21 protein-coding genes are annotated in these 21,276 nt (G+C 71.0%); 5 read left to right on the forward strand and 16 right to left on the reverse strand.

Features of this window, described 5'->3' with window-relative positions:
* The first annotated feature begins 89 nt into the window (after positions 1–89).
* From FJ694_RS19475 to FJ694_RS19485, 3 genes are all read left to right on the forward strand, one after another.
* Positions 90–959: a fumarylacetoacetate hydrolase family protein gene (locus FJ694_RS19475; protein ID WP_157268988.1), complete on the forward strand. Its 870-nt coding sequence runs from the start codon at positions 90–92 to the stop codon at positions 957–959.
* Between the two features lie 131 nt (positions 960–1,090).
* Complete coding sequence (locus FJ694_RS19480; RefSeq protein WP_157268989.1) at positions 1,091–1,885, forward strand: alpha/beta fold hydrolase; 795 nt, start codon at positions 1,091–1,093, stop codon at positions 1,883–1,885.
* A gap of 123 nt (positions 1,886–2,008) precedes the next feature.
* On the forward strand, positions 2,009–3,265 hold the full coding sequence (locus FJ694_RS19485) for a metal-dependent hydrolase family protein (RefSeq protein ID WP_157268990.1): 1,257 nt from the start codon (positions 2,009–2,011) through the stop codon (positions 3,263–3,265).
* Between the two features lie 367 nt (positions 3,266–3,632).
* On the opposite strand, the gene FJ694_RS19490 is transcribed toward FJ694_RS19485, so the two are convergent.
* Positions 3,633–3,806, reverse strand: a complete 174-nt coding sequence (locus tag FJ694_RS19490) for a hypothetical protein (protein ID WP_157268991.1) — start codon at positions 3,804–3,806, stop codon at positions 3,633–3,635.
* A 183-nt stretch (positions 3,807–3,989) separates the two neighbouring features.
* Between FJ694_RS19490 and FJ694_RS19495 the strand changes: the two genes are divergently transcribed.
* Together FJ694_RS19495 and FJ694_RS19500 are read left to right on the forward strand one after the other, a co-directional pair.
* Positions 3,990–4,811, forward strand: coding sequence for an alpha/beta fold hydrolase (locus FJ694_RS19495; RefSeq protein ID WP_157268992.1), 822 nt, complete (start codon positions 3,990–3,992; stop codon positions 4,809–4,811).
* Entirely contained in the window at positions 4,808–6,925 is a 2,118-nt protein-coding gene (locus tag FJ694_RS19500) for a putative bifunctional diguanylate cyclase/phosphodiesterase (protein WP_157268993.1), read from the forward strand. The genes FJ694_RS19495 and FJ694_RS19500 overlap by 4 nt, the downstream gene beginning before the upstream one ends.
* A gap of 254 nt (positions 6,926–7,179) precedes the next feature.
* On the opposite strand, the gene FJ694_RS19505 is transcribed toward FJ694_RS19500, so the two are convergent.
* The 15 genes from FJ694_RS19505 to FJ694_RS37970 form a co-directional block, all read right to left on the reverse strand.
* On the reverse strand, positions 7,180–8,553 hold the full coding sequence (locus tag FJ694_RS19505; protein ID WP_157268994.1) for a DUF3526 domain-containing protein: 1,374 nt from the start codon (positions 8,551–8,553) through the stop codon (positions 7,180–7,182).
* Entirely contained in the window at positions 8,550–9,977 is a 1,428-nt protein-coding gene (locus FJ694_RS19510) for an ABC transporter permease (protein ID WP_157268995.1), read from the reverse strand. The genes FJ694_RS19505 and FJ694_RS19510 overlap by 4 nt, the downstream gene beginning before the upstream one ends.
* Positions 9,974–10,723, reverse strand: coding sequence for an ABC transporter ATP-binding protein (locus tag FJ694_RS19515; RefSeq protein ID WP_157268996.1), 750 nt, complete (start codon positions 10,721–10,723; stop codon positions 9,974–9,976). Before FJ694_RS19515 ends, FJ694_RS19510 begins: the two co-directional genes overlap by 4 nt.
* A gap of 12 nt (positions 10,724–10,735) precedes the next feature.
* On the reverse strand, positions 10,736–12,856 hold the full coding sequence (locus tag FJ694_RS19520; protein ID WP_157268997.1) for a TonB-dependent siderophore receptor: 2,121 nt from the start codon (positions 12,854–12,856) through the stop codon (positions 10,736–10,738).
* A 162-nt stretch (positions 12,857–13,018) separates the two neighbouring features.
* Positions 13,019–13,411 carry a hypothetical protein gene (locus FJ694_RS19525; protein WP_157268998.1) on the reverse strand — a complete coding sequence of 131 codons (393 nt, stop codon included), beginning with the start codon at positions 13,409–13,411 and terminating at the stop codon, positions 13,019–13,021.
* Positions 13,408–13,797, reverse strand: coding sequence for a Fur family transcriptional regulator (locus tag FJ694_RS19530; RefSeq protein ID WP_157268999.1), 390 nt, complete (start codon positions 13,795–13,797; stop codon positions 13,408–13,410). Before FJ694_RS19530 ends, FJ694_RS19525 begins: the two co-directional genes overlap by 4 nt.
* 32 nt (positions 13,798–13,829) lie before the next feature.
* Positions 13,830–14,402 (reverse strand): DUF3299 domain-containing protein, encoded by a 573-nt coding sequence (locus tag FJ694_RS19535; protein WP_157269000.1) that lies wholly within the window; start codon positions 14,400–14,402, stop codon positions 13,830–13,832.
* A 2-nt stretch (positions 14,403–14,404) separates the two neighbouring features.
* On the reverse strand, positions 14,405–15,670 hold the full coding sequence (locus tag FJ694_RS19540; RefSeq protein WP_157269001.1) for an ABC transporter permease: 1,266 nt from the start codon (positions 15,668–15,670) through the stop codon (positions 14,405–14,407).
* A 3-nt stretch (positions 15,671–15,673) separates the two neighbouring features.
* A complete protein-coding gene (locus FJ694_RS19545; RefSeq protein ID WP_157269002.1) occupies positions 15,674–16,387 on the reverse strand; it encodes an ABC transporter ATP-binding protein in 714 nt (237 codons plus the stop codon).
* Positions 16,384–16,920, reverse strand: a complete 537-nt coding sequence (locus FJ694_RS19550; protein ID WP_198320908.1) for a DUF2796 domain-containing protein — start codon at positions 16,918–16,920, stop codon at positions 16,384–16,386. The genes FJ694_RS19545 and FJ694_RS19550 overlap by 4 nt, the downstream gene beginning before the upstream one ends.
* A gap of 35 nt (positions 16,921–16,955) precedes the next feature.
* Complete coding sequence (locus tag FJ694_RS19555) at positions 16,956–17,915, reverse strand: metal ABC transporter solute-binding protein, Zn/Mn family (protein ID WP_157269003.1); 960 nt, start codon at positions 17,913–17,915, stop codon at positions 16,956–16,958.
* 25 nt (positions 17,916–17,940) lie between these two features.
* Positions 17,941–18,810 carry a metal ABC transporter permease gene (locus FJ694_RS19560; protein WP_157269009.1) on the reverse strand — a complete coding sequence of 290 codons (870 nt, stop codon included), beginning with the start codon at positions 18,808–18,810 and terminating at the stop codon, positions 17,941–17,943.
* A 5-nt stretch (positions 18,811–18,815) separates the two neighbouring features.
* Positions 18,816–19,541: a zinc ABC transporter ATP-binding protein AztA gene (gene aztA / locus FJ694_RS19565; protein WP_232540125.1), complete on the reverse strand. Its 726-nt coding sequence runs from the start codon at positions 19,539–19,541 to the stop codon at positions 18,816–18,818.
* 810 nt (positions 19,542–20,351) lie between these two features.
* Entirely contained in the window at positions 20,352–20,807 is a 456-nt protein-coding gene (locus tag FJ694_RS19570) for a hypothetical protein (RefSeq protein ID WP_157269005.1), read from the reverse strand.
* 96 nt (positions 20,808–20,903) lie between these two features.
* Positions 20,904–21,164 carry a DUF1889 family protein gene (locus tag FJ694_RS37970; RefSeq protein WP_375140237.1) on the reverse strand — a complete coding sequence of 87 codons (261 nt, stop codon included), beginning with the start codon at positions 21,162–21,164 and terminating at the stop codon, positions 20,904–20,906.
* Between the last annotated feature and the right edge of the window lie 112 nt (positions 21,165–21,276).

Here is a 21,276-nt window from a genome sequence, read left to right on the forward strand (position 1 = left end):
AGCGCCGACGGGCGCCGATTCCTACAGTTTGGTCACCGGAGCACGAGCTCTGTTCCCTCACCCCTCCCAGTGACCAAAGGAGACTTCCCATGCGCCTTGCCACCTACTTCGCCGCCGGACAACGCCATGTCGGCATCGTGTCCGCCGACGGCCAGACCGTGACCCCGCTGGCGCTGCCGCGTGCGCAGGCCGAGCTCGGCGTCCTGACACTGATCGAGGCGCTGTCCCAGGGGCAGTCGCTGCCCGAGGCGGCCGGCGCGGCCGTCCCGTTGTCGTCGGTGCAGCTCGATGCGCCCATCCCGCACCCGCGCCGCAACGTCTTCTGCGTGGGGCGGAACTACCACGCGCATGCCAGGGAACTGCAGGCCTCGGTGTTCAAGGACAACGACGCCAACCCCGAAGCCTGGCCCATCGTCTTCACCAAGGTGCCCGAGTGCGTGGTCGGCCCCTTCGACGAGGTGCGTGTGCCCACCGAGGTCTCGACCGAGATCGACTACGAGGCCGAGCTCTGCGTGGTGATCGGCAAGGGCGGTCGCAACATCTCGCGTGCCGAGGCGCTGTCGCATGTCTTCGGCTACACGGTGGTCAACGACGTGACGGCGCGCGACGTGCAGATGCGCCACCAGCAGTGGGACCTGGGCAAGTCCTTCGACACCTTCTGCCCCATGGGCCCGTGGATCGTCACCGCCGACGAGCTCGACGGCACGCGCACCCGTGTGCGTTGCTGGGTCAACGAGGAGCTTCGCCAGGACGGCCCCACCGAGAACATGATCTTCGACATCCCCACGCTCATCGAGACCTGCTCGCGCGGCATCACGTTGTTCCCGGGCGATCTCATCGCCACCGGCACCCCGGCCGGCGTGGGCATGGGCATGAAGCCCCCGCGCTACCTGAAGGCGGGTGACGTGGTGCGTGTCGAGATCGACGGCCTGGGCCGCATCGAGAACCGCTTCGTTTGAAGCGCCGCGGCCCAGGGCGCCGCTGATCCCGACCCCGGCCCTGGAGGGCCGACTGCGCAGACCGGACGCCGCTGAGCGCCCGTGGGCCGGGCTGCGCCTTTGACAACGCATTGATTCACAGGACACAAGGCATGAGCACGAAGCTGATCAACGGACTGGCCGTCGAGGTCGAAGGCGACGGCCCCGCCGTGGTGTGCGTCCACGGCCTGGGCGGCAGCAGCAACACCTGGACGCCGGTCCTGAGCGCGCTGCAGGGCCACCGCGTGGTGCGCATCGACCTGCCCGGCAGCGGCCGCTCGGCCGAAGCGGCCAGCGGCGGCGCCGGCTCGCTGGGCATCGCACAGATGGTCGAGGCCGTCGTGGGCGTGTGCCGTGAGCTGGGTGTGACGCAGGCCGTCTTCCTCGGCCACTCGATGGGCACCATCGTCTGCCAGCACCTGGCGCAGCAGCAGCCTGGCCTGGTGAGCCGCCTGGCACTGTTTGGGCCGCTGGCCTGCCCGCCCGAAGCGGCGCGGCCCAACATCCGCGCCCGTGCCGGGAAGGCGGCCTCGGGCGGCGCGTCGGCGATGCAGGAGATCGCCGACGCCATCGTCCAGGGTGCGACTTCCAAGGACACCAAGGCCAACCAGCCCGTGACGCTGGCGCTGGTGCGCGAGAGCCTGATGCGCCAGTCTCCCGAGGGCTATGCGCGCAGCTGCGAGGCGCTGGCCGAGGCGCAGTCCGCCGCGCTGGAAGACATCGCCGTGCCGGTGCTGCTGGTCACGGGCGACGAGGACGGCGTAGCCCCGCCGGCGGCGGTGGAGGTCATGGGCCAGCGGCTGCCCAAGGCCAAGGTCGTCGTGCTGCCGGGCTGCGGCCACTGGACGACCATGGAGCGCGCAACTGACTGCTCGCAACTGCTGCAGGCGTTCCTGAGCCACGCCTGAGCCGGCAGGCTCTCCTTCCTTCATTGCACACCCCAGAGAACCGGCCCATGCAGGGCCCGGATGGCCCCTGCACGCCCGTACGCGAACAGGACGCCATCCCCATCGACTGACGGAGACAACATCATGAGCGACATCCTCTTCACCAACGCCCGCGTCTTCGACGCCAGCGGCGCGCAGCCCTTCGACGGCGAGGTGCTGGTCCAGGGCAACCGCATCACGCAGGTTCGTCGCGGCAGGGGCGAGGCCGTGTGCAGCGCCGGCACCCAGGTCATCGACGCCGCGGGTGCGTTCCTGATGCCGGGCATGACGGAGGCGCACACGCACTTCGCCTGGAACGACCAGCCGACGCTGGCCTCCATCCAGATGATGCCGCCGGAGGAGCATGCGCTGTGGTGCATCCGCGTGGCCAAGCGCTACCTCGACATGGGCTGGACCTCCTGCGTCGGCGCCGCCACGGCCAAGCCCCGCCTGGACGTGGTGACCCGCAACGCCATCGGCAACGGCGAGTTCCCGGGACCGCGCTACATCGCGGGCAGCCAGGAGATCGCGCACCTGGGCGGCCTGGGTGACATGTCGCTGCCGCACCTGCCGTTCGAGGAGCTGAGCTTCGCGCACGTGGTCAGCGGGCCGGAGGAGATGCGCAAGGCCGTGCGCATGTTCGCCAAGTACGGCGTGGACCAGATCAAGCTCAACCTCTCGGGCGAGTTCATCACCGGGCTGCCGGCCGAGCTCACGCCCTTCTCCGATGAAGAGGTCGCCATGGCCACCGCCGAGGCGCGGCGCCTGGGCAAACGGGTGGCCGCGCATGCGCGCTCGGCCGAGTCCGTCAAGCAGTGCGTGCGCCATGGCATCGAGGTGATCTACCACGCCAGCTTCGCCGACGAGGAGGCGCTGGACATGCTCGAAGCCAACAAGGACAAGCACTTCGTCGCCCCCGGCCTGGCCTGGCTGGTCAACACCTGCTTCCACGCCAAGGACTACGGCATCACCACCGAGGCGGCGGCGCAGATGGGCTACATGCGCGAGCTCGAAGCCGCCACCGAGACGATGCACGAGATGCACAAGCGCGGCATCCGCATCCTGCCCGGCGGCGACTATGGCTTTGCCTGGGTGCCCCACGGCACCAATGCCAACGACCTGCAGTACCTGGTGAAGTACGCGGGCATGACGCCGATGGAGTCGCTGCTGGCGGCCACGGCGCGTGGCGGCGAGATCATGATGCGCCCCAACGAGCTGGGCCAGATTCGCGAGGGCTACCTGGCCGACCTGCTGCTGGTGGACGGTGACCCGCTGCAGGACCTGAGCGTGCTGCTGGATGCCCAGCGGCTGCTGGCCATCATGAAGGACGGTGTGTTCCACAAGGCGCCGCACGTGGTCTGAGACTGCACGCCGCCGGACGCGCCGACGCCCGCAGCTGGCGTCAGCGAAGCGGCACCCGACTCCCCAGCACGACCGCGGCGTGGCTGACTTCGGGCGGCCTTTCCTGCACAGGCAGGGCAGCCGCTGGTGAACGAGCCGGTCGCCGAGGCGGTCGGATCGCGGTGGTGTTTCTTCACGCAGCAAGGGAAGACAAATGCAGACCCAACCGGTTGAGTCCAGAAGAGTCGTCACGGTAGTGCGCGCCCCTGTAGGCACGCAGGCACATTGTTCGTTGTCCGTGCCTGGCCAGTGGCTGCCTCAAAGCCATGGCGAAGCCGACACCAAAGCGAGCCCATCCACGTCCGAGACGGTGTATGGGGTGCCGGCATCAGCCGTGCAGAAGTGCTGTGGCCGCGGATGCAGGCATTGCCGCATCTACCGCCACCGCGTTCGGCCTTGAAGACCTGAAGATGGCTTCCTCGTCAGGCCGCGCCAGCTGGCGCAATGGCGCCGCGTTGTTGGCCTCGTGCTGCTTGGATTGGCCGTCATCAACCTTCTGCATGAAGACCATCGACGGCTGAAGCCGCTGTCCCTGAGCCTTCCATCTGGCCGGTCCCTATGGGCGGGCCGGGCTGCCGGTCAAGGCCTGCCTGGGTCGCACCCGGCAGAATTGACGCTCATGACACAACGGATGGGTACCGCACCGTTCCAATCGCCCGGTACAACGCCCCACGCCGGGTTGCCCATGTCCATCCTTAGCCAGCACAACGTCAAAGTCATCGGCAACCAGGCCGCTTCCATCGTCTTCATGCACGGCTACGGCTGCGACCAGCAGGTCTGGCGTCACGTGGCGCCTGCCTTCGCACGGGACCATCGCATCGTGCTGTTCGACCTCCTGGGCTCGGCCGCATCCGACGGCGGCGCCTTCGACCGGCACAAGTACGCCAGCCTGGAGGGCTACGCGCGCGATCTCATCGACGTGTGCCGCGCAGCCGGCCTGGAGCGACCCGTGCTGGTGGGCCACTCCATCAGCGCCATGATCGCCATTGTCGCCGCGCGCATGGAACCGGACCTGTTCAGCCGCCTGGTACTGCTGGCCCCCAATCCCTGCTATCTCAAGGACGGCGACTACGATGGCGGGTTCACCCGCGAGGACATCGAGCAGCTGCTCGACACGCTCGACAGCAACTTCTTCTCGTGGGCGCGGATGATGGCGCCGGTGATCATGAATGCGCCCGAGCGCCCGGAGCTGGCCGAGGAACTGGCCAACCGGTTCTGCGCCATGGACCCGCGCGTGGCCCGCCACTTCGCCCGCGTCACCTTCCAGTCGGACTGCCGCCACGAGCTGCCGCACGTGCGCCCGCCCTGCCTGGTGCTGCAGTGCTCGGACGACGCCCTGGCGCCGCTGCACGTGGGCGAGTACCTGCGCGGGCGACTGCCGCGTGCCGAGCTGGCGGTCATGCAGGCCACCGGCCATTGCCCGCACCTGAGCTCCCCGCAGGAAACCATCGAGCTGATCCGCCACTACCTCGCCTCGCCCGTGCACCAGCTGGAGCCAGCCCTTTGAACCAGGACGAATTGCACGAGCACGTGCCCTGCGGCCATCTGCTCGTGCGGCACGATGGCCTGATCCTGCGCGCCAACCGGCTCTTCTCGAACTGGTGCGGCCGCAGCGTTGGCGACATCGAGGGCACGCTGCGGCTGCGCGAGGTGCTGACGGCGGCCAGCCGCATCTACCACGACACCTCCTACGTGCCGCTGCTGGCGCTGCAGGGCTTTGCCCACGAGATCTCGCTCGACCTGGCCGTGCCGGAGGCACCGCCGCTGCCCGTGCTGCTCAACGCCCAGGTGCAGCCGGCCCAGGACGGCATGGAGCCCGTCACCAGCATCACGGTCTTCAATGCCAGTGCCACGCGACGCCACGAGCGCGCGCTGCTGACTGCGCGGCGCGAGGCAGAGGCCTTCTCCGACGAACTGGCTGACCGCAACGCCGAGCTGCAGGCGCAACAGGAGCGGCTGCGCATCACGCTGGACGCCATGGCCGACGCCATGGTCTCCGTGGACGCCAGCGGGCACATCGACCTGCTCAACCCGGCTGCCGCGGCACTGCTCGGGCTCGACGTGGCGCAGGCCGTGGGCCGACCCTTTGCCGAGGTCGTCAAGCTGCTGTGGGCCGATGACCGGCAGCCCTGCCCCTGTCCGGTCGCGATGTGCCTGGCGCAGCAAGCACCGCAGCAGGAGCCGCGCAAGCGCATGCTGCGCATGGACGACGGGTCGTTCTGCCCGATCAGCGACAGCGTGACGCCCATCCGCAACGCGCAGGGCAAGTGCACCGGCGCTGTGTGGGTGGGCCGCGACCTGCGCGAGCAGCAGCGCCTGGCCGAGCGCGCCGCCTATGCGCTCAAGCACGACATGCTCACCGGGCTGGTCAACCGCCAGGAGTTCGAGCAAGCGCTGGCTCGCCGCGCCGCGGCGGCACAGCCGTCCGGCCAGATGCTGTGCTACATCGACCTCGACCAGTTCAAAGTCATCAACGACACCCTGGGGCACGCCGCGGGCGACGTGCTGCTGCGCGAGATCGCGCAGCTTCTGCGCGGCGGCGTGCGCCGCGACGACCTGCTCGCGCGGCTGGGCGGCGACGAGTTCGGCGTGCTCTTCGGCGACTGCACGGTGGACGAGGCACTGCGGCGTGCGCAGGCGCTGCGCCAGCGCATCGAGTCCCACTGCTTTCATTGGGAGGACAGTCCCCATGCCGTGAGCGCGAGCGTGGGCCTGGCGCAGCTGCCCGATCCCGGCGAGCAACCGTACCTGGCGCTGATTCACGCCGACATCGCCTGCCATGCCGCCAAGGAGGCCGGGCGCAACCGGGTGCAGTTCTTCGCACCGGCCGACACGCTGGTGCAGGCACGCCGCGGCGAGATGCACTGGGTCTCGAAGCTGCAGCGGGCACTGGCGCAGGACCGCTTCGAGCTCTTCTTCCAACCCATCATCGGCACCACGGCGGACCCCGTCAGCCTGCCCTATGGGGAGATCCTGCTGCGCCTGCGCGGCGACGATGGCCAGCTCGTGTCGCCGGCGCTGTTCATTCCCGCGGCCGAGCGCTACCAGCTCATGGGCGCGCTGGATCGCCTCGTGCTGCGCAAGACCATCGCCTGGATGCAGCGCACACCCCTCGTGCGCTGCGCCATCAACGTCTCGGGCCAATCCCTGGGCGATGGTGCATTCCTCGACGACGTGGTGGCCGAGATCCAGCGCAGCGGCGTGGACCCGAGGCGGCTGTGCTTCGAGCTCACCGAGACCGCTGCCGTCGGCAACCTGGAAGCGGCCCAGGCCTTCATCTCGCGGCTGCGATCGCTGGGCGCGCGCTTCGCGCTGGACGACTTCGGCGCGGGGCTGTCGTCGTTCAGCTACCTGCGCACGCTGCAGGCCGACCTGCTCAAGATCGACGGCAGCTTCGTCAGGAACCTGGACCAGGATGCCCAGCACCGAGCCATCGTGGAGTCCATCCACCGCGTGGCTTCCGCCTTCGACATGCGCACCGTGGCGGAATGGGTCGAGAACGAAGCGGTCCTGGACGAGCTGCGTGCCATCGGCATCGACTACGCGCAGGGCTGGCACACGGGCCGACCGGTGGCGGCCGAGATCTGGAGTGCTTCACAGCGGGTTTCGGTGTCGGCTTGACCATCAGCCAAGCCGGTTGCGCGGTCGCAGATGCTGCCGCGGCTGTCCGACGCCTTCGAGCAGCCTGAAGCCTCGACCAACTGCCGCGACGCGGGCGTGCGGGCCTACGTCATCGACACCGGCAATGCCGTGTCCAGGGGCATCACGGTGGCGGTGGCCACGGGCAACAGCAACGCCGACGCCTGCAACCACTCGCCGCGGCCCGTGGCGCCGGGCTGCAGCCGGCGCGCGCGGTCTTGGCAGGGGCGGTCCGCTCACGCATCCACCCGGCGCATGGCGAGCACACCCAGCGCCGCGGTGAACATGGACAGCACGACCAGCGCCAGCAGTGAACCGGCGCTCCCGAGACGGTCGGGGCCAGCGTCAGCGACGGCGGGCTGGAAGCGGGGCAGCTTCTCGAAGTCCCGGGCTTCGAACCGGGTTCCGTCGAAGAGGTACGGGTAGAAGAACGTCCGCAGCTGCGCGTGGAAGGCGGCGACCTGGTCCTGGTAGGCCAGTTGCGCGGGCAGGTCGGTGCCGGCCACGCGGTGAAGCACGACCTGCACCCCCACGCCCGGCAGCAGCGAGCCCAGGCGTTCGCTCCAGCGCTGGCGCGTCAGCAGACCCTCGCGATAGGCCGCGACCTGCGGCGCCACGCTCTCGTCGCCCAGTTGCTGGAAGGCGTAGTACCACTTCCAGTGGAAGCCGGCGGGCAGCGGCGCCGTGTCCCGCCACTGCGGATGGGTGCGGAAGAACTGCTGCATGGTGTCTTCACGGGGCAGATCCCACGCGCCATGCACGGCCTGGCGCTGGGCGAGCATCAGCTCGACCCCCTGGCGCACCGGAACGGCCTGCGACAGCACGGTGTTGGCGACGGCGGGAAGCACCAGCGTCAGCACGGCCCAGCAGCCCATCAGGGCGGTGGCATTGGTCACCGAGCGGCCGCCCCGGGCGACGACGACGAGCGCCAGGCCTGCCCAGAACACGACGTACGCGAGGGTAGCGGCCAGCACCCCCGCGGTGGCGGCCACCGGCATGGCGCCGGCCCATGCCCCGCCCGCCACGGGCAAGGCCAGGCAGGCGAACACGAGCACGGTGCGCAGCGCGGCACGGCGCAGCCACAGCCTGTGCCCGGCGCCGGGCAGCGCCCTCAAGGTGGCCAGCCGACCGGCGTGGCGCTCCGCCGAGACCAGGTCGTACAGCAGCGCGATGAGGAACAGGGGCGCCAGGTAGACCAGCACGAAGGCGAAGTCGAAGCGCCCGGCCAGCGCCAGCTCGGGGTTGAACACCTCGCCCTCGTGCAACTGCGCCTGCAGCGCCAGCGCGCGCACGCGCAGCACGTAGGGCGCCGTATCGCGCAGGCCCAGGGCCAGGAACGCGGCGGGCGCAGGCTCGTCCCAGGTGCCCAGGAAGGTGTAGTAGGCGACCGATCCCGGGTCGCCCTCGCGTTCGAGCTTCGGCTGCCGTGCCGCCAGTTCCCGCTGCTCCAGCGTGGCCAGCCGGGCAATCGTTTCCTGCTGGCGCGAGACTTCCCGCAGGCCGGACACGACCGCGAGCGCGGAGAGCGCCAGCAGCAGCAGCAGGCCTGCCAGCGCCAGGCGCGAGCGGCTCAGGAGCCGCCATTCGTGCGTGAGCCAGCGCGTGCTCATCGTGCCCTCCCGCCGAGTCGCCGCGTCGCCAGCGCCACCAGCCCCGCGAGCACGGCCAGCCAGCACGCCAGCACCAGCGCCATCGGTGCCGCACGGCGCAGGGTCGCGGAAGGCGCTTCGGGCTCGAACCGGAACACGGCCAGGTCCTGCCAGTGCTCCTTGCCGATGCGCGCGGACAGGCTGCCACGGTCCGTGGCATGGGTGAGCTTCTCGGCCTGCAGGCGGTTGAGCTCCTGCACCAGCGTGTAGCGATGGCGTTCGGCCTGCTCCAGGAAGCGGCGATAGGCGTGCAGGTCGGTGCCGGCCGCAACCATCGAGATGCGGCGCAGGGCGATCATGGGGCTGGCCAGCGAGAAGGCGTCGAGTCGGCGCAACTGGGCCTCCTGCAGCGCGAAGCTCCGCTCGAAATGGCGGTCGAACAGCTGGCTGGTGAGGCGCTCGCCTTCCATGCCCAGCACACCCTTGTAGTTCACGGGCAGATCCTCGATGCGGGTCACGCCGTACTGCTCGAGCACCTTCTTGCGGAACGTGGCGAAGTACGGGTCGTCGGGGTCGTGGCTGTCGCCGATGGCGGCAAGGTCGCGGGCCACCGAGATGTCGGTCTCGATGCGCGTGGGCAGCGGCAGCGCGGACGCCACGCCCTCCGGTGCCAGGCGCGGCACCAGCACCACGGTGAGCGCCCAGATCGCCAGCAGCGAGATCAGCGCGTCCCGGCCGCGCGGGGCCAGCGCGGACACGGCGACCACGCCGAGCGTCCACAGCGCGAGCCACAGGCCGTAGGCCCCCAGCAGGGTCAGCGCGAGCGACAGCGGCGCCGCGCTGGCCACGGCCAGCCAGGCCAGCGCCACGGCGGCCGGCAGCAGCACCAGCGCCGAGACGCCGGAGAACGCCAGCAGCTTGCCCGCGACCAGCTGCCCCGGCCGCAGGCCTTGGGCCAGCAGCAGCCGCAAGGTGCCGGCCTCCCGCTCGCGGGCCACGCTCGCATGGCCCAGGAAGATGAGCAGCAGGGGCGCGACGACCTGCAGCACGAAAGCCGGCGTCAGCTGGCCGAAGCGCAGCAGCAGCGACGACTGGCGCACGTCGCCGAAGTTGGCGCTGTTCTGGCGATGGCCTTCGAGGTAGAGGGTGTGGCCCGTGTAGGCGTCGATCCCCCTGTCGAAGGCCGCCAGCGCACCGATCGGCCTGAACGCGAAGTGGCCGTAATGCACCATGCGGTGCGGGTGCCGGTCGGGCTGCGCCTCGAACTCATGGTCCACCTGCGACTGGTGGCGCGTGCGTTCGAGTTGCGCGGTGCGGCGCTGGTCCCAGGCGGTGAGGGCCGCCACGGCGGTGAGCACGAGCACCAGCAGCACACCGATGACGGCGACGCGGTCGCGTCGCAGCAGCCGCCACTCTTCGCGGGCGATGCGCAAGGGCGTGTTCATGCCGCCGTCTCCGAACGGGTGTAGTGGCGGTGCAGCCCGGGGACGTCGAAGCGCTCGGGCCCCGCACCCGCGGCGACCTGTTCGACCAGGCGCCCGTCGCGCAGGAAGCCGATCCAGTCGGCGACATCGGCCGCCCCGAGCAGGTCGTGCGTCACCATGAGCACGGACACGCCCTGGCCGCGCAGCACGCCCAGCAGGCGGTTGAACTCTGCTGTGGCCTGCGGATCGAGCCCGGAGGTCGGCTCGTCCAGCAGCAGCGCCGGCACCTTGCGCGCGAGCGCGAGCGCGATCGAGACCTTCTGCCGCATGCCCTTGGAGAATCCCGAGACGCGCCGGTCGTGCGCGGCGCGGTCCAGGCCGGCGGCAGCGAGCGCTTCGCCGATGGCCTCAGGCCCGGCGGGCTGCTCGGCCAGGTCGAGCAGGTAGGCCACGTTCTCGCGTGCCGTCAGCTGCTCGTACAGGGCCACGTTCTCCGGGATGTAGGCCAGGTGGCGCCGCGCTGCCGCGGGTTGGGCCACGGGGTCCACGCCCTGCACGCGCACGCTGCCACGGCGCGGCGGGACGAAGCCCAGCAGCAGGTTCAGCGTGGTGGTCTTGCCGGCGCCGTTGGCCCCCAGCAGGGCGTGGATCTCGCCAGCCCGGATCACGAGGTCCAGGCCGCGCAGGATCGGCACGCCGCCGTAGCCGGCATCGACGCCGCGGATCTCGAGCACGGGCGCCGCGGCGGCCATCGCTTGTTGCTTCATCGGATGCCCCCTTCAGAACTTGGCTTGCAGGCCGACGGTGACCGAGCGCGCCGTGCCGGGCGTCACCCAGGTCTCGTAGAAGGAGCTGGCGTAGTAGGTGCGGTCGAACAGGTTGTCCACGTCCAGCGACAGCCGCACCGTGGGCGTCAGGCGCCAGTAGCCCACCAGCTTGGCCGTGGTGTAGGCCGGCAGCTCGAAGCTCGATCCCGACTCTCCCAGGCGGTCTCCCACGTGCGTGACGCCGCCGCCCAGGCCCCAGCGCTGGCCGCTGCCGGTCTGGTCCTCGTACACCGCCAGCACGCTGCCGTTGACGCGCGGCACGTTGAGCAGCCGGCTGCCGCCCACCACCTGGGCGTCGTTGAGCACGAGGCTGGCGTTGACGCGCCAGTGCGTGCCGAGCTGACCCGCCAGGTCGCCCTCCAGCCCGCGGCTGCGCACCTCGCCGGCGGCCACCGAGAAGCCGGCATTGAGCGGGTCGGTCACGAGCACGTTGCGCTTGCGGATGTCGAACAGCGCCACGGTGGCGCCCAGGCGCTGGTCCGCGCTCTCCCACTTGGCGCCCAGCTCCAGCGCCCGGCCGCGTTCGGGCTCGAAGGCCGCGCCCGTGGCGTCGCTGCCGGCATTGGGCCGGAAGGAGCGGCCGGCGTTGGCGTAGAGCGTCCACTGCGCGCTGGGCAGCCAGCTCAGGCCCACGCGCGGCGTGGTGGCCGAGGGCGTCTGGCGCGTGACGGCGCCGCTGCGGTTGTTGGTCAGCGACTGGCGCAGGTCGTCCACGCGCAGCCCTGCCAGCAGCCGCCATTGCGGCGCCAGGTGCACCACGTCCTGCACGTAGAGCGCGGCGTTGTGCTGGACTTCGCGCGTGTCGGTTCTGGGCAGGGGCACGGGCTGCGGCTGGCCGTAGGCGGGCGCCAGGATGTCGATGGCGTAGGACGCGCTGGGGCCGGCGCGCAGCATCAGCGTGTCCATGCGGTAGCGGTAGCCCTCCACGCCCACCAGCAGCTCCTGCTGGAAGCCACCCATGCTGAACTTGCCCTGCAGCTCGGCCTGCAGCGCGATGTCTTCCGAGCCGTAGTCGCGATAGCGCCGCTGGCGCCACAGCGTGCGGCCGTCAGGCTGCAGCGCGAGGTCGGGCTCGGTCGAGAAGCCGCGCAGCGCCGTCTCGCGCCAGGACAGGCCCACGCGGCTGCTCCAGGCCTCGCCCCAGCCCTGGCTGAGCACGAGCTGGTGGCTTTGGTTGCGCACCACCACGTCGCCGTCGGCGGGCTCGCCCAGGAAGCGGCTGCGCGGGATGGCGCCAAGCCGCCCGTTCACCGCCACCACGCCGCGGTCCAGCGGCGTGGCGTGGCGCAGGAATTCGCCGCGGTAGTCCAGCCGCGTGTCGGCGCCCAGGCGCCAGGTCAGCGCCGGCGCCAGCACTTGGCGCTCGGCATGGACGTGGTCGCGGAAGCTGTCGCGCTCCTCCACCGCGACGTTGAGGCGGTAGGCCAGGTTTTCGGACAGCGGCCCGGTGCTGTCGAGCGCGCCGCGCCGCAAGCCGTGGCTGCCCAGGTAGCCCTCCACCGAGTGCGCCGCCTTCCACAGCGGGCGCTTGCTGACGATGTTGAGCGTGCCGCCGGGCTCGCTGCTGCCGTACAGCGCCGCGGCCGGGCCCTTGAGGAACTCGATGCGGTCCACGCCGGCGAGGTCGCGCGGGGCGTTGAAGCCGCGGTTGGCGGCGAAGCCGTTGAGCAGCGTGGCCATGCCGGTGTTCGGGTCGCCCTGCAGGCCGCGGATGGCGAAGTTGTCCCACAGGCCGCCGAAGCTGTTCTGGCGCGAGACGCCGCCGACGTAGTCGAGCACGTCGTCGAGCCTGGTCGCGCCGAGGTCGTCGATGGCCTGGCGCGTGATGACGCGCACCGACTGCGGCAGCTCGCGCAGCGGCAGCTCCGTCTTGGCGCCCTGCGCCTCGTCGGCGTGGTAGGCCCCGGAGGCCGAGCGGCCGACGACGGTGATGGAGGGCAGCTCGGCCGCCTCGGCGGGCGCCGGGGCGGGTTCGGCCTGGGCCTGGGCCTGGGCAGCCTGGGGGTAGAGGGCAGCGATGGCCAGCGCCAGCACGGCGGCGCGGGGACGGTCGGGAACGGGACAGGAGTACATGGGGACAGCGAAACCTTGGGCAGCGGCGGTCCGCGCAGGGCCGATCGAGGGCCTGCACGGCGGCGGCAAGTCGAGACAGGGCCCGGCCCGGGCCACGCGCGGGCGCGGCCCCTGGGCAGGCAGGCAATGACGCAGGCGCGCCGGTCATGCCGGCGCGACGGTTCAGCCCAGGACGCGCGGCGGGTCGCGGGCCGCGAAGGGCCAGCGCGTCGCGTCCGCCACACAGGCCGCGGGCCGGGGCGCGATGGTCCGCCACGGTTGCAGCGGCGCGGCGCTGACCCGTGGCGCCTCGCCGCCCGCCGCGGCATGTGCCTGCGACAGGCACCAGGCGCAGGCGGCGTGTGTGCCGCCCGGGGCATCCTCGGGAGAGCCCGGAGTGGATGGGTCCGCGCCGTTGCTCCAGGTGCTGGAGCCGGAGCCCGGCGCGCACAGGTGCTGCCACTCGTGCAGCCCGCGGCCCAGCGTGGCGTGCAGCAGCACGGCGAGCACGAGCCATCCGGCCCAGGCCACGCGCGCGGCCCGGGACAGTCGAGGTGCAGGGAGCCGCTGCGTCACGCCGCCTGCTGCTGCCTGCAGTCGCGGCAGTGGCCGTACAGCGTCAGGTCGTGGTCCTCCACCGTGAAGCCTTCGGGCGCCAGGCGCGCGAGGTCACCGGGGCAGGCATGCACGTCGAAGACGCGCTGGCAGACGGTGCACTGGAAGTGATGGTGGTGGTGATGCGCATGCCGCGCCGCCTCGTAGCGGGCGTTGTCGCCGGGCAGGCGCACGACCTGGAGCTCGCCCTCCTCGACCAGCTGCTTGATCTGGCGGTAGACGGTGGCGATGCCCAGGCGCGGCAGCGTGGCCTGCGCCGCTTCCAGGATCTCCTGCGGCAGCAGCGGCCGCTGCGCGGCCGTGAGGGCTTGCAGGATGGTCGTGCGCTGGCGGGTGAGTCGTTCCATGGCGTGATGCGATCAAGGGGAGCGGAACCGGCTCAGCGCGGCGGCCCGCGCCAGGGCTCGACACGCACGGCGTCCATGGCGTAGCCGCTGACGCCCATGGACGAGTCGTTGCGCTGCGTGCGCAGCGTGCCGTAGGCCCAGATCACGTCCATGCTGCGCAGCTTTTCGGGCCGGGCCAGGCGCACGTGCACGATCTGGTTGGCCGGCGGCGGCGGGCTGTGGATGCAGGCGCCGAAGTAAGGCACGAGCAGGAACTCCTGCAGCTTCTCGCCGCTGTGCTCCAGCGGCACCACGTAGCCGGGCATGCGCAGCTTCGCGCCGTCGAGCTCGGAGCGCGTGGGCGCGTTGTCCCAGGCCGCGCGCAGCTGCTCCATGAGCGCGAGCTCCTGCGCGCTGCCCTCGCGCACGCCCAGGGCGGACTGCGCCTGCAGGCCCATGGCCTTGCGCGGGTCCCAGTCCGGCGGCACCAGCTCGGCCCAGCGCCCGTCGCGGTAGGTTGCTTCAGTGGCGGCCGCGCCCAGCGGCCCGGCCAGCGGCAACCCGGCCAGCGCCAGCAGCAGCCGGCGCCGGCGCGGGTGGGCCGTGCGATGCAGGTTTGCGTTCATCCTTACCCCCTTGGCAACAGTCCGTCGGCCAGCGACAGGCGGTAGGCCCGCCAGCCGGGCAGCAGCGCGGCCACGGTGCCGCCCAGCACGATCATGCCCAGCAGCGCCCACTCCCGCGGCGTGGGCCAGCCCGGCTGCAGCGCCACGCCCAGTCGCGCCTCGGCCAGCGGCGCCAGCCCCACCGCGGCCAGAACCCAGGCCAGCGTGCCCAGGGCCGCGCCGGCGGCGGCCACGAGCGCGCCTTCGAGCAGCAGCAGCGCGAACACCTGGCCGGGCCGCGCGCCCACGGCGCGCAGCACCGCCAGCTCGCGCCGGCGCTGCTCCAGCCCGGTGACGACGACGGCCACCAGCCCGGCCAGGCTCACCACCGCCACCAGCGCGCCCATGGCCTGCAGCGCGCGCTCGCCGGCGTCCACCGCGTCCCACAGCTCGTCCAGCGCCACGCCGGGCAGCACCGCCATCAGCGGCTCCTGCGCGAAGGCGTTGATGCGCCGCTGCGCCGAGAACACGGCGGCGCGCGACTTCAGCCCCACCAGCAGCGCCGTGACGGTGCGCGGCGTGAGGTCGTGCTCGTGCACGCGCTCGGCCGGCACGGCCATGCCCGGCAGCGGCGCGCCCATCTGCCAGTCCAGGTGGATCGCCTCCATGCCGGCCAGCGGGATGTGCACCGAGCGGTCCACCGGCGTGCCGGTGCGCGCGAGCACGCCCACCACCGTGAAGGGCTTGTCGGCATGGTCGTTCTCGGCGAACTCGCCGCCGCCGTGGCTGAGCACGATGCGCTGCCCCGGCTGGTAGCCCAGGCGCTGCGCCACCTCGGCGCCGATGACGGCCTCGAACACGCCGTCGAAGGCCAGGCCCTGCGCCAGCGCCAGCGGCCGCCGCGCGCCGTGGCGGAAATGCTCGAAGTAGCCCGCCGTGGTGCCCACCACCGGGAAGCCGCGGTGCGTGTCGCCCAGCGACAGCGGCACCACCCAGGCCACGGCCGGGTCGCGCTCGATGGCCTGCACGCTGCTCCAGCGGATGTTCTGCGTCGGGCTGCCCAGGCGGAACACGGCGTACAGCAGCAGCTGCACCGAGCCCGTGCGCGGGCCCACCAGCAGATCGGTGCCCGACACCGACTGCGCGAAACCCTCGCGCACATCGTGGCGCAGCCGCTCCACGCCCAGCAGCAGCAGCGTGGACAGCGCCACCGACAGCACCACCAGCGACAGCCCGAAGCGCCGGTGCCAGGCGCTGCCCACGGCGATGCGAAGCAGGCCCCCCGCCATGTCTCAGGCCTCCGCCAGCTGCGCCGCGCGGTTGAGCACGGGCAGGTCGATCACGCGCGGGAAGTGGCTGGCCAGCCGCGCGTCGTGGCTGACGAAGAGCAGCGCGCTGCCGGCGGCTTCGCATTCGCGCAGCAGCAGCCGCATGAAGGCGTCGCGCCGGTCCTCGTCCAGCGCCGAGGTCGGCTCGTCGGCGATCACGACCTCGGGCCGGCCCAGCAGCGCCCGCGCCGCGGCCACGCGCTGCTGCTGGCCCACCGAGAGCTGTTGCGCCGGCCGGCCCAGCAGCCCATCGTCGAGCTGCAGCGCCTGCAGCAGCCGCGTCGCCTCCTCGGCCGGCCGCGCGCCGGCGCGCTGCGCGCGCAGCGCCGAGAAGCGGCACGGCAGCAGCACGTTGTCGAGCACGCTCAGGTAGGGCACCAGGTTGAACTGCTGGAACACGTAGCCGATGTGGTCGGAGCGCCGGCGGTCGCGCCGGCCCGCGCGCAGCGCGCGCCAGTCCTGGCCCAGCAGCGCCACCTCGCCCGACTGCGCCAGCAGCACCCCGGCGGCCAGCGACAGCAGCGTGCTCTTGCCGCAGCCGCTGCCCCCGCGCAGCAGCAGCCGCTCGCCCGGCGCCACCAGCAGCTCATCGAGCGCGATCACGTCGTGCGGCGCCCCCGGCCAGCGGTAGCGCACGCCGCGCAGCGACAGCACCGGCGCGTTCGCAGCCGCGCTCATCGCTGCAGCTTCACCACGCGCGCCGGGCGCTTGAGCGTGCTGCGGCCCTGGCCGTTGGCGTCCGCCACCTCGACCTCGATGCGCTGCAGCCGCCGGAAGGCGTCGAACAGCCCGATCTCCAGGCCGCGCAGCGCCTGCGGCTGGGCGCAGCGCCAGGCATAGCTGGCCTCGACCTCGGCATGCCCGTCGCGCGGCGCCGGCGCGCCGGGCGCGAGCACGCCGGGGTCCACATTCGAAGTCTCCAGCGTGCAGCCGGCCGCGGCGTCCGGCTGCAGCCAGGACTGCGGCTGGCGCAGCGTCGCCAGCGCCTGCTCCGCGGCGCGGCGCTCGGCGTCGGTGCGCGGCGCGCGCTCGAAGCCCAGCAGGCTGTCCAGCGGCGCCTGCAGCGCCAGCTCCAGCCGCGGCCCGTCCACGCCCACCTGCACCCGCACCACGCCGTGCTCGTGCGCGTGGCCGTGGGGTGCGGCGGCCACCAGGCCGGCCGGGCCAGCCAGCGCCGCGGCCATCAGGATCGGGACGAGTCGATGCTTCATGGCGGTTCGTGCGTGTCGCAGGGTTGAGGAAATCTTCAGCGCGCCGGCGCCGGCGCGAGCGCCGCGGCCACGGTGCGCACGTTGTGCTCGACCAGGCGCAGGTAGGTGTCGGCCGGGCCGCCGGGGCGCGACAGCGCGTCCGAGAACAGCGTGCCGCCCACGCGCGCGCCGCTCTCGCGGGCGATGCGCTCGACCAGCCGCGCGTCGCTGATGTTCTCGATGAACAGCGCGCGCACCTGCTGCTGGCGCAGTTGCCGGATCAGCCGCGCCACGGCCGCGGCCGAGGGCTCGCTGTGCGTGGCCCAGCCCTGCGGCGCGAGGAAGTCGATGCCGTAGGCCGCGCCCAGGTAGGCGAAGGCGTCGTGCGAGGTCACGACCCGGCGCTGCGCGCGCGGCACGGCGTCGAACTGCGCCTGCGCCCAGGCGTGCAGCCGGTCGATGCGCGCCAGGTAGTCGCGCCGGCGCGCGGCGATGGCCGCCTCGTGCGCGGGCCAGCGCCGCGCCAGCGCCTGCGCGATGTTGTCCACGTAGCGCCGCGCCAGCGACAGGTCCTGCCAGGCGTGGGGATCGGCGCCCCCGGCGGGCCCGTGCGAGTGGCCGTGGCCATGGCCGTGCCCGTGCCCGTCGCCGGCCGCAGCGCTGCGCGGGGTGATGCCCTGGCTGGCCACGACGATCGGGCCGCGGTAGCCCGAGACCTGGACCAGCCGCTCGATCCAGCCCTCGAAGCCCAGGCCGTTGACGACGACCAGGTCGGCCTGCCCGACGCGGCGCACGTCCGCCGGCGTGGCCTCGTACACGTGCGCGTCGGCGTCGGGGCCGACCAGCGCCTGCACCGTGAAGCCCTCGGGCACCAGCTCGCGCGCCATGTCGGCCAGGATGGAAAAGCTCGCCAGCACGCGCGGCGCGTCCGTCGGCGCGGGTTGTGCCCGCAGCCAGCCGGGGGCGGCGGGCAGCAGCGTGGCGAGCAGGGCGGTGCGGCGGTCGAGGGATCTCATGCGAAAGCGGGGACGATGCGGCCGGTCAGCCGGCCTGGTGGGCGTTGGCGCGCAGGCGGCGCGTCACGATGCCGTCGCGGTGCCCGAACAGCACCGAGGCGAGGTACACCGCGCCGCAGGACAGCACGATGCAGGGGCCCGAGGGCAGCTCGGCGTGGAAGCTCAGCAGCAGCCCGGCCACGCCGCTGGCCGCGCCGATGGCCGCCGACAGCGCCGCCATCGGTCCCAGCCCCGCGACCCAGAAGCGGGCCGCGGCCGCGGGCAGCATCATCAGCCCCACGGCCATGAGCGTGCCCAGCGCCTGGAACGCGCTCACCAGGTTGGCCACCAGCAGCACGAGGAACGCGGCGTGCACCAGGCCGCCGCGGCCGCCGACGTTGCGCAGGAAACCGGGGTCGCAGCTCTCCAGCACCAGCGGCCGGTACAGCAGCGCCAGCGTCCACAGCGTCAAGCTTGTCACGCCGGCGATCTGCAGCAGCGCCGCGTCGTCCACGGCCAGCACGCTGCCGAAGAGCAGGTGCATCAGGTCCACCTGGCTGCCGCGCAGCGACACCAGCAGCACGCCCAGCGCCAGCGCGATCAGGTAGAAGGCGGCGAAGCTGGCGTCCTCGCGCTGCGGCGTGTTGCGCGTGACCAGCCCGGCGGCCAGCGCCACCAGCAGCGCCGCGGCGAAGCCGCCCGCGCTCAGCGCCGGCAGCGACATGCCCGCCAGCAGGAAGCCCGCGGCGGCGCCGGGCATCACCGCGTGCGCCATGGCGTCGCCCACCAGGCTCATGCGGCGCAGCACCAGCAGGCAGCCGATGGGCGCGCTGCCCAGGGCCAGCGCCAGCGTCGCCACCAGCGCGCGGCGCATGAAGGAGAACTCGACGAAGGGCTGCAGCAGTTCCATGGCCATGGCGCTCAAGCCCCGCCGCGCCGGCACGGCGGCGCGTCCTGGTCCCAGGCCTCGGCCATCTGCCGCGCCTTGAACAGGTGTTCCGCGCGCAGCACCTGCGCCGGCGGGCCCCAGGCCACCGGCTCGCGCGCCAGCAGCAGCACGTCGTCGAAATGCGCGCGCACCTGCTCCAGGTCGTGCAGCACGGCGATGACGGTGCGCGACTCCTGCTTCCAGCGCGCCAGCAGACGCAGCAGGTCGGCCGTGGTGCGCGCGTCGATGGCGTTGAAGGGCTCGTCGAGCAGGATCAGGCCCGCGTCCTGCACCAGCACGCGGGCGAACAGCACGCGCTGCACCTGCCCCACCGAGAGCTCGCCCAGCAGCCGCTGCTCGAAGCCGGCCAGGCCGACCGTAGCCAGGGCCTGGTCCACGCGCTGGCGCTGGGCGGCGCGCACCGCGCCGAAGGCGCCGATCTCGGCCCACAGCCCCATGGCGACGAACTCGCGCACGCGCACGGGAAAGGCGCGGTCGAGCTCGCTGGCCTGCGGCAGGTAGGCCACGCGCAGCGCGGCGTCGCGCTCGATGCGGCCCTGGTAGCCCGGCTGGCGCCCGCCCATGGCGGACAGCAGGCTGCTCTTGCCCGCGCCGTTGGGGCCCACCACCGCCGCCAGGCGCCCGGACTCGAAGCTGCCGCTGACATGGTGCACGGCCGGGTGGCCGCGGTAGGCCACCGTCACATCGTGCAGGCGCACGGCCGCTGCGCCGCTCACGACAGCGCCCACCACACGGCGCCCCACAGCAGCGCCACGAGCAGCGTCGCGCCCGCGAGCCGAATCCGCACACCGGTCATCAGCAAGGCGAATCTCCTGGAAAAAGGGAACAAGGACAGGCCATGGCGCGTCGGCCACAAGGGCATGACCCACGCAGCCGAAGCATCACGGCATGGCTTTAATGATAAAGATTTCTCATTACACCGGTCCGAGGGCGGGCTTGAAGGCGTGCATGCGGACGGCGTGGTGGCCGCGCTTCAAGGCGAGGGCTGCGTGCTGATCGTGGCTGGGAGATCGCCGCGCTCGACGTGCTGGCGCAGCTCGACCAGGCTTGAGAGTTCAGGGGCGAGATGGGTGCGAGCGCACGGCTTCAAGCGCACGGGGCGGCGTATTCAAGCGCTGGCATGCCGTCATCCCTGGCGAGAACGGCAGCAAGCGCGGCGTTTAGGAGATTTGCTGGGAAGAACGCCTGGCGCTGGCGCAATGGGTGCGGAATGCCGGCAAGGAAGGTGAAGAGGCGGTGACGGAAATGGCGCGGGAAATCAGGTTGGTGCGCTCCAAGTGATTACTGAAAGACGGCTTGAGAAGGCGTGGCGTGCGGTTGGATGGCAGCGTCGTACCTTGCCTTCATTGCCTTGGCGGGATGGTTCCTGGGCAATGTCGGCAGCGAAGGGTTGCGGTAGGCGACGGCTGTTTGCCAAGAAGATTGGAGGGCTGCTAAAGGCTGGGAGCGGTTCTTCGCTGACTATGTCATTGACACGATGTCATTATTTGGTTTGCCGCGACGCGAATTTAGCCTTCGCTGCGTAGCCGCCCAGTATTCTGAGAGGCAAAGCGCTGGGCGGCCGCAGTGTCGATACCGATTGCAATCAAATATTGGTTAATGTCGCCTAGCAGAGCGGCCTGAAGACGGTGCGCCTCATTCGTGAAAGCCTCTAAACGCGTGAATGTCTCTGCTCTGCCTCTGTCTGTATACAGCAAATCACCGTGCGAGCATTGGGATCGGTGAACAAGCCAATCACATTCTTCTTTAAACTCGGACGGACGCCCAAGCAACACATCTTCAATGAGCTTTTTTTCCCGAGCGATTTTGAGTGAAGTTCCCAACGTATTTCGCCGTTGTTTGGCAAGTAAAGCCTTTGCCTCCTCTCCTGACACTCCGTCTTCTACGTATTGAAGGTGCCATATGCCTTTTCCAATCAATAGGTATAGGTATTCTAGTTCTTCTGCTGTAACTTGACGGTGCATGATAAGGTGTGTGTTCTGTAAATCTGCGTTTACTCTGAATTAAAAAAACTAAGGCTTACCAAAGAACGGCAGCTTCGCCGGCAAGCCGTCAAGTTATTATTGTCTGATTGCGCGCTCTTTCAATTGCTTGACAATATCGTCGCGCCAGCAGTTTTTGTTTTTGACGATTACTCTGCCGCCCGCCCCTATTCTGGCCGCAAGCGCCCTCAGTTCCTCGGCATCACACTGACGCCATCCATTTCGCGCCGCCCACTCAGAAATCTCTCTGGCAATAAGCGCCTCGCTTTCTTTATGAAGCAGGACGAACAACTCTTTGGCAGCAGACTCGTCTGCTGGATGAACTATTAACCTGGCAATTCAATAATTCACCGCCTATATTGTGTTCATGAGCAAGATCGACGGTCGCCATCTTTCCGAAGACACACTGCAGTACCTGCGGCGACAGGCACATGAACTGCGCAAGTCAGGG

This window comes from Azohydromonas aeria, assembly GCF_009760915.1.
Lineage (GTDB): Bacteria > Pseudomonadota > Gammaproteobacteria > Burkholderiales > Burkholderiaceae_C > Azohydromonas > Azohydromonas aeria.

Bases quoted from the DNA above. Each gene is read 5' to 3' on its own strand.
- FJ694_RS19475 (WP_157268988.1), top strand. From the start codon at position 90: ATGCGCCTTGCCACCTACTTCGCCGCCGGACAACGCCATGTCGGCATC.
- FJ694_RS19480 (WP_157268989.1), top strand. From the start codon at position 1,091: ATGAGCACGAAGCTGATCAACGGACTGGCCGTCGAGGTCGAAGGCGAC.
- FJ694_RS19485 (WP_157268990.1), top strand. From the start codon at position 2,009: ATGAGCGACATCCTCTTCACCAACGCCCGCGTCTTCGACGCCAGCGGC.
- FJ694_RS19490 (WP_157268991.1), bottom strand. From the start codon at position 3,806: ATGCAGAAGGTTGATGACGGCCAATCCAAGCAGCACGAGGCCAACAAC.
- FJ694_RS19495 (WP_157268992.1), top strand. From the start codon at position 3,990: ATGTCCATCCTTAGCCAGCACAACGTCAAAGTCATCGGCAACCAGGCC.
- FJ694_RS19505 (WP_157268994.1), bottom strand. From the start codon at position 8,553: ATGAGCACGCGCTGGCTCACGCACGAATGGCGGCTCCTGAGCCGCTCG.
- FJ694_RS19510 (WP_157268995.1), bottom strand. From the start codon at position 9,977: ATGAACACGCCCTTGCGCATCGCCCGCGAAGAGTGGCGGCTGCTGCGA.
- FJ694_RS19515 (WP_157268996.1), bottom strand. From the start codon at position 10,723: ATGAAGCAACAAGCGATGGCCGCCGCGGCGCCCGTGCTCGAGATCCGC.
- FJ694_RS19520 (WP_157268997.1), bottom strand. From the start codon at position 12,856: ATGTACTCCTGTCCCGTTCCCGACCGTCCCCGCGCCGCCGTGCTGGCG.
- FJ694_RS19530 (WP_157268999.1), bottom strand. From the start codon at position 13,797: ATGGAACGACTCACCCGCCAGCGCACGACCATCCTGCAAGCCCTCACG.
- FJ694_RS19535 (WP_157269000.1), bottom strand. From the start codon at position 14,402: ATGAACGCAAACCTGCATCGCACGGCCCACCCGCGCCGGCGCCGGCTG.
- FJ694_RS19540 (WP_157269001.1), bottom strand. From the start codon at position 15,670: ATGGCGGGGGGCCTGCTTCGCATCGCCGTGGGCAGCGCCTGGCACCGG.
- FJ694_RS19545 (WP_157269002.1), bottom strand. From the start codon at position 16,387: ATGAGCGCGGCTGCGAACGCGCCGGTGCTGTCGCTGCGCGGCGTGCGC.
- FJ694_RS19550 (WP_198320908.1), bottom strand. From the start codon at position 16,920: ATGAAGCATCGACTCGTCCCGATCCTGATGGCCGCGGCGCTGGCTGGC.
- FJ694_RS19555 (WP_157269003.1), bottom strand. From the start codon at position 17,915: ATGAGATCCCTCGACCGCCGCACCGCCCTGCTCGCCACGCTGCTGCCC.
- FJ694_RS19560 (WP_157269009.1), bottom strand. From the start codon at position 18,810: ATGGCCATGGAACTGCTGCAGCCCTTCGTCGAGTTCTCCTTCATGCGC.
- FJ694_RS19570 (WP_157269005.1), bottom strand. From the start codon at position 20,807: ATGCACCGTCAAGTTACAGCAGAAGAACTAGAATACCTATACCTATTG.